We start from the raw sequence: 6,764 nt of genomic DNA, 5'->3' as shown, positions 1-6,764 counted from the left end.
GCACAAAACAGCGCACAAACCTAAGCCACCCTTGACAAACTTAAAATTTTATCATAGGACAACTACGCCTAAAAAAGGCAAAAAAAGAAAATAAATTACCTTTTGTCTGGTTTTTCAACATAGAAACTCAGGTTAATAATAAAATCACTTATTGGACCCTATATAATTATTAGCGATCACCACTTACAAATTAATAGAGACCATTTCAAAAAGGAAAAAATAGGTATTCAAAACATTCAATATTTAGAAATTAATGAAGGTCCCTTTTCAAGCTCTTACTTTTTGCTAAAGGATAGTGGAAAAGTGAAGATAAATCCTTACGCTCTCCGAAAAAAAGACAGATATTTTTTAATGGGTAAATTCTCCAAGAAAGAAAATACTGAGACTTGATTACTTTCTTATGTTTTTAAACCACATCAGAAACGAGAACACAAAAGTTTCCTCAAAAACATCCTGATAATGGTCGGTATGCCACACGACCATGGAGATTTTGTGAAAAAATGCCGTAGGCATGATCTTATGGTAACTTGCGAGTAATAAGCAAAACCCAAGCCCCGTAGGGGTGACCTTATTACCCCCCACTTAGAAATCAAACACTCTTCAACCTAAAGCTCAACACTATAGCCAATACCAATAAACTCATAAAAAAGATTATCTGTGCCGGTAAACCAAAGAGCTGAGCTACCACTCCAAAGCCTGCGGCTACTAGCGTAAATAAGCCGATGAAAGTATTCGCTACAGAAACATAAGTAGCTCGGTTATCATCAGGTGCATAATCCACCAAATAGGTTTTCCGGCTTAGCCTTGCCCCGCTATAGGCAATTCCATTGATAAAAAAGACAGGTAAAAATGCGAAAAAACCTAAATTCCAGTCAGAAGCAAAATAAAATAGCAAAGCAAAAACTCCTCCTCCTATTGCTATAAACGAAGAAATTCGCATCAAGCGAGTAGCGGATTGATCCGCTATTTTGCCCCAGAAAGGACTGCTTATTATATTGGCTAAACCATTTACTATAATTAAATAACCCAATAAACTCCATGTGGTATTATCAATATCTTTGGCTACCAACACATAGAAAGGTTGTAAAAGTGGAACTGCCATCAACAAAGCTCTCGTGAATAAAAAGTTTCTAAAATTGGTCTCGTCTTTAATGAGTTTGATTCCTGCTTTAACTTCCTGCAAAGGGTTTCTTCCCCCTTCAGTAGCTCCCTTTTCTTCTTTTATCATGAAAAATATAATGGATGCTATAAACCATAATAGAGAAGAAAATAAAAACAGGAACCCATATATAGACTTATCAGCTTCATTTTGAATAAAAAAGACTAAAACAACTCCAGCAATCAAGCTTAATATTCCGCCAAAAGTAGAACGGTAACTCAACATCTGCCCTCTTGTGTTCTTGGGGATGGTTTTAGCAATCACATCCTTATAAGCAACAGAAGCAACCCCACTAGCCACACTAAAAACAGCTAACAGAATTAGCAATACGATAGGAATTGTATCTTCATTACCATAAAAAATATGACCTGCGGCAGCCAGCCATGCAAAAGCCTGCACCAAAGCACTAACTGCCCAGAAGTATTTACGAACGGCAAAAGATCGGATTTTACCTGAAACCGCTAACTGTGGTAATAAAGAACCTGCATCTTTAACGGGCACCAAGGCACCAATCATAGCCGAAGAAGCTCCAAAGAAATCCATTATCCAGGCAAGCGTAAGATTAGGACTAATAATTTTCTCTGCTAGCTTGGTCAAAGTTCCATTGGCAATATTGAGGGTGAAGTTCTTTGGCACATTGGTACAAGCTTCTTCGGGAATAGCTTTGCAAGCTCTGGGCTCATCTTCCTCTGTTAAAAAATCATAAAATCGTTCTTTTAGTGCTGCCATAAATACTTATATATAAATCCTCCTTTTACCATTTGGAATTTAGCCCAAACCTGTCAGGTTTTTAGAAATTTTAGAGTTATAAAAATAGCACTTAACATTATGAATAATAAGGACAAACCTGACAGGTTTATTTTCTATTTTAAACTTGAGAAAGTAGTGCTAACTTTGCTTAAACTTAAATTTATAAAAAATGAGAGTAATAGGTGAGCTTCCCAACGATTTTTGTAAAATCAGTCTGTTCCAATGGAATGAAAAATATCTCGTGAAATTTGAATTAGGATTATACGAACAAACCTTTAAAATTGATGAATACGAAGTGGCAGATGTAGAAGAATTAAAAAGTCTGATTTCAGAGGGATTCATTAAAAAAGTGATGAAACGATTTGACGATATGCATACAGATTGGGGAGAAGTTGCTTTAAGCTAGTTCTAAAACTAAAACCACTTTTCAAGCTGTAAAAATTAAGATTGATCAACTGAAGACAAAAAATCTTCAATCATTTTTTTTCGATGATTGAAGATTTTCTGTTCTAAAGACTGGAAAAATATTAGTTAATAGCTATACCTCCCGTCATTCCTAGATGGACGGTACAAACATAATTGTCGAGTTCATCCGCTAAAGCTTGGGTTAAAGTAAAACTAAAGCTTGTACCACTAGTTTGGAAATCAACATCCATATCTCCCTCAAAATTTCCATCCACATCGTTCATACTTAAAAGAATGTTATCCTCAATATCTCTCAATGCAAATGGATGAGAACTTGCTCCAGTAACCGTTAACTCATAGCGTGTGCCAACAGTTAATTGCCATGTACTATTGTCTTCATTTAGTGTTGTAACATCCTCGTTACCATTTATTCCACTTACAAAATAAGCAGTTGACCCGGAATTCGCTACAGTCATTCCTACAATATTAATAGCACTATCATCCTGATCCTCAGTATCATCTACTACATCTTCCATCTCATCTTGACAGGAAACGAATACAATTACCATGGGTAGAAAGAATAAAATCTTTTTTAAATAATTCATAATACAAATCTTTAGAGTTTGATTTCATAAACAGTCAAACAACCAACTTTGTTGTAAAATCATTTCTATCTAATTTAATCTTACTCTATCAATTTCACAAATCCCTCAGCATAATTCTCACCTATCAGATTTGCTTCATCATTAAACTGAAAGTCACTTAAAACTTCGAAATCGATCGTATGAGGATTTTGAAATGCTTCCAATAAATCTAGATCGAAGGATAATTTATTAATTTGTCCTGAAAAGTTGATGTCTTGCTGAAAATTGAATACCTGAGGTTTTAGATTTATCTCCTTTCCAATATGTACCACAACACCTCTCCTATTCCCCAATTCATCTTGAAACTCTCCATCCATCCTGATAAATTTATAGCCCGTGGTCCAGTTCCAGGCCATATTATTGGATGGATCTAAATCTCCTACTATTTCTCCAGACAGATTCTCTTCTCCTACAACGCCAACATAAAATTGAATAGCCTTATACTTTTCGGATGGTATTTGGTTCAATTTTAAACTAAATTTATTTCCGTCAACTGGTTCGATTAAATGATAACTATCAGGAACCGCATACAATTCACCGTCCGACTTCATCAGCTTAACATCACTTATATAAGTTCTCCATAAACGCAATGAAAATTCATTTCCAGCATTATTTTGATAAATCTTTCCATATTCGAAATCCTCATTTCCAGCTTTATGAATAAATTCTAATTCTAAAGTGGTCGTTTCCTCTATATCATCCTGACATGCGAAGAATATAAAAGGTAACAGATAAAAAAGTGATTTAATTATTTTCATTTTCAAAAGGATTAGAGAATTTGGAGTTGCTAATAAATTCTTCGTCTGTCAACATATGCAAAAATGCCAGTATATCTTCCTTTTCCTGCTCACTTAAAAACAGTTGCGGCCTTTCACCGGAAGCCTGATTTTCATTGCTTCCTTCTATTATTAAAATATCTAAAGTACTACTTTGATGAATTCCATTATCATAGTGGTCAATCACTTCTTCTAAAGTTCGGAATCTACCATCATGCATATAAGGAGCAGTTAAAGCAATGTTTCTCAGGCTTGACGTTTTAAATCTGCCTTTATCGGTCGAATTTCCAGTTACGGCCATTAATCCCTCATCCATATTTTCATCATGGTCCAATCCGTTATTATGGAACCCCTGAAATTCATCAATTGCTCCTGAAGTTAAGGGACCTAAATGGCAATCGCCACAATTACCACCTCTCAGTTGACCTGGAATTGGGTGTGTGAAAAATAATTGTTCTCCCCTTTTTTCTGAGGGGGTAGGATTATATTCTCCTCTTAAATATTGATCATATTTGGAATTGGAAGATATCAAAGCTCTTTGAAACTGAGCTAAGGCTTTTCCAATCAACTCTTCAGTTATTTGATCCGTTTCGAATGCCTCCTGAAACAATCTATTATAACCTGCATCTTCCAATTTACGAATAGCATTATCAAAATTCTCATGCATTTCAATCGGATTTCTGATAGGCTCGGTGGATTGATCTTCCACGCTCTGCATCTTTCCATTCCATGTAAAATGCTCGGCCCAGAGCAAGTTTACTAATGACATAGTGCTCACTTGCCCAACTTGTCCGTCTATGCCAGGACTAAAAGCCTTTCCATCCGTAAATGCATTACTTTGTTGGTGACAACTAGCGCAAGACATACTATTATCACCTGATAATTTCTTTTCATAAAAAAGCATTCTTCCCAATTCAAAACCTTTAGTAGTCATGGGATTGTCTTCCGGGATACGTTCATTAAAACTGCCGAAATAAGCAGGGGCACTTAACTCAAAATCATCTTCAGGTGCGAATTCTCCATTCTTAGGATCGCAACCAAAGCTTATGAATATAATAAGTAGGAAAAAATAAATTAATCGCATTTTTCAGGCTTTACTAAAAATTATATGAACGATTATTAATATATATAAACAAACGTAAATTATATCAGAAAAAGTTTATATATTTTGAATTAAATTATTGAATGAAAGAATAAAAACCTAATTATTAAGATTTGATAACCATTAATATAAAAATGAACTCATATAATTTAATATTTTCTTAAATTCAAAAAAATCTTAATTATGAAAATTTTATACACACTTCTTGTTTCAGTTTTTATTTCAACCCTTTCTTTAGGACAAACACAAAAACCCCAAGACTTTTTGTCCAGCGACTTTCATCAGGAAAGAAGAGAGATTTTGAGAAATAAAATGCCTGAAAATTCTGTTGCCGTTTTCTTTTCCAATCCTATTCGTAACAGAGCTAATGATGTGAATTATAAATATCATCAAGATCCCAATTTTTATTATCTAACAGGTCACCGACAGCCACATGCACTATTGATGATATTTTCAGAAGAGCAAAATATTAAGGGTTCAACTTTTAATGAAATTGTATTTGTAAGAGGTAGAAACGCATTGGCAGAGCTTTATGATGGTGGAAGAATCAGTACTGCAGATGCCGTTAAAGATTTAAAGCTTGAAGTGGCATTTGAAACGCCTGAATTCAAAAATTTCCCCATTGATTTCTCAAAATTTGATCAGGTTTTATTCCACGATTTTCAGGATGATGTAAGAGAATCAAGAGAAGAAGGAGATTTATATGATTTGATTTCCCAATTTAAGCAAAAGGTAAATTACCCGGACGACAGCAAATTGGATATCACGCCCGAGCCACAAAAAAATAATTTAAATACTACACTTCTGGATGAATTATTACGCCCTATGCGCGGCATAAAAACAGAAGAAGAACTGGATCTATTAAGAAAAGCAGTGAAAATTTCAGCACTGGGACAAGCGGAAGTGATGCGAGCCATGCAGCCAGGTATGTCTGAGCTTGAAGTGCAGGGAATGCATGAGTTCATATACAAAAAATACAAAGCGGAATATGAAGGTTATCCAAGTATAGTGGGAGCAGGACATAATGGTTGTGTTTTACATTATATCGATAACTACAAGCCGGAAATTGAAGACGGGGAACTGATTTTAATGGATTTAGGCGCTGAATATCACGGTTATACTGCTGATGTTACCAGAACTATTCCTGTAAACGGGAAATTCACTAAAGAACAAAAAGCCATTTATGATTTAGTTTATGAAGCTCAGGAAGCAGGTATGGCCGTAGCAAAAGCGGGCGTTCCTTTTTCTAATATATTTGACACTACCTTAGCGGTAATCAATAAAGGTTTACTAGAATTGGGGATAGTCAAAAGTTTAAATGAAGAAGATTTAATAGATCCAGCAACTGGAAGACACCGCTATTATCCGCACGGCTGCTGCCACCATATTGGGCTTGATGTTCATGATTTAGGAGAATACGGCACATTAGAAGAAAATATGGTCATCACCATAGAGCCGGGAATCTATATTCCTGAAGGTAGCCCTTGCGATGAAAAATGGTGGGATATACCCGTTAGAATTGAAGATGATTATTTAATCAAAAAAGACGGTATTGAATTACTATCCGATGATGCCCCACGCAAAAGCAGTGAAATTGAAGAATTGATGAAACAAGAGAGTGCCTTTGGGCAGTTTAATTTTCCGGAATTGGAGGAAAAATAATCCATTATTTTGTAGGTATAAGGCATGCCTTATACCTACAAAATAGTTATACGCGTTGACAATAATTCAAGGGTTTTTTTGAATTAATCAGCCACCTTACCCATATGATCTTGCCATTTCACTAGGGTATATTTCTTAGTGCCTTTAGCATCTTTGAAGGTTATAAATCCAAATTCATAGCAAAAAAGATAAACATCCCCTTTCTTACTCTTCCAATAGTGAGTGAAATAGTTTGGATTGAAACCGTGATTAGTTAACACCTCTGT

The 6,764-nt window shown here is 35.2% G+C and carries 6 protein-coding genes and 1 pseudogene; 2 read left to right on the top strand and 5 right to left on the bottom strand.

All coding sequences use genetic code 11. The features are described from left to right. Positions 1-589 precede the first annotated feature (589 nt). Complete coding sequence (locus tag Q0L29_RS14470) at positions 590-1,888, bottom strand: MFS transporter (RefSeq protein ID WP_296622805.1); 1,299 nt, start codon at positions 1,886-1,888, stop codon at positions 590-592. A 190-nt stretch (positions 1,889-2,078) separates the two neighbouring features. Here Q0L29_RS14470 and Q0L29_RS14465 point away from each other — a divergent pair, with 190 nt between their 5' ends. After that, positions 2,079-2,315 carry a hypothetical protein gene (locus tag Q0L29_RS14465; protein WP_296622803.1) on the top strand — a complete coding sequence of 79 codons (237 nt, stop codon included), beginning with the start codon at positions 2,079-2,081 and terminating at the stop codon, positions 2,313-2,315. Positions 2,316-2,436: 121 nt separating this feature from the next. Here the strand turns inward: Q0L29_RS14465 and Q0L29_RS14460 are convergent, their stop codons facing one another. The 3 genes from Q0L29_RS14460 to Q0L29_RS14450 form a co-directional block, all read right to left on the bottom strand. Continuing rightward, entirely contained in the window at positions 2,437-2,919 is a 483-nt protein-coding gene (locus tag Q0L29_RS14460) for a hypothetical protein (RefSeq protein ID WP_296622800.1), read from the bottom strand. Between the two features lie 80 nt (positions 2,920-2,999). Continuing rightward, a complete protein-coding gene (locus tag Q0L29_RS14455; protein WP_296622799.1) occupies positions 3,000-3,716 on the bottom strand; it encodes an MbnP family protein in 717 nt (238 codons plus the stop codon). Continuing rightward, positions 3,703-4,818 carry a cytochrome c peroxidase gene (locus Q0L29_RS14450; protein WP_296622797.1) on the bottom strand — a complete coding sequence of 372 codons (1,116 nt, stop codon included), beginning with the start codon at positions 4,816-4,818 and terminating at the stop codon, positions 3,703-3,705. The genes Q0L29_RS14455 and Q0L29_RS14450 overlap by 14 nt, the downstream gene beginning before the upstream one ends. 201 nt (positions 4,819-5,019) lie before the next feature. Between Q0L29_RS14450 and Q0L29_RS14445 the strand changes: the two genes are divergently transcribed. Then, a complete protein-coding gene (locus Q0L29_RS14445; RefSeq protein ID WP_296622796.1) occupies positions 5,020-6,498 on the top strand; it encodes an aminopeptidase P family protein in 1,479 nt (492 codons plus the stop codon). Positions 6,499-6,581: 83 nt separating this feature from the next. On the opposite strand, the pseudogene Q0L29_RS14440 reads toward Q0L29_RS14445, so the two are convergent. Beyond that, a pseudogene (locus Q0L29_RS14440) lies at positions 6,582-6,764 on the bottom strand (hypothetical protein); the annotation flags it as partial.

This window comes from Marivirga sp., assembly GCF_024636815.1.
Lineage (GTDB): Bacteria > Bacteroidota > Bacteroidia > Cytophagales > Cyclobacteriaceae > Marivirga.
This window is presented reverse-complemented; position numbering and strand designations above follow the sequence as displayed.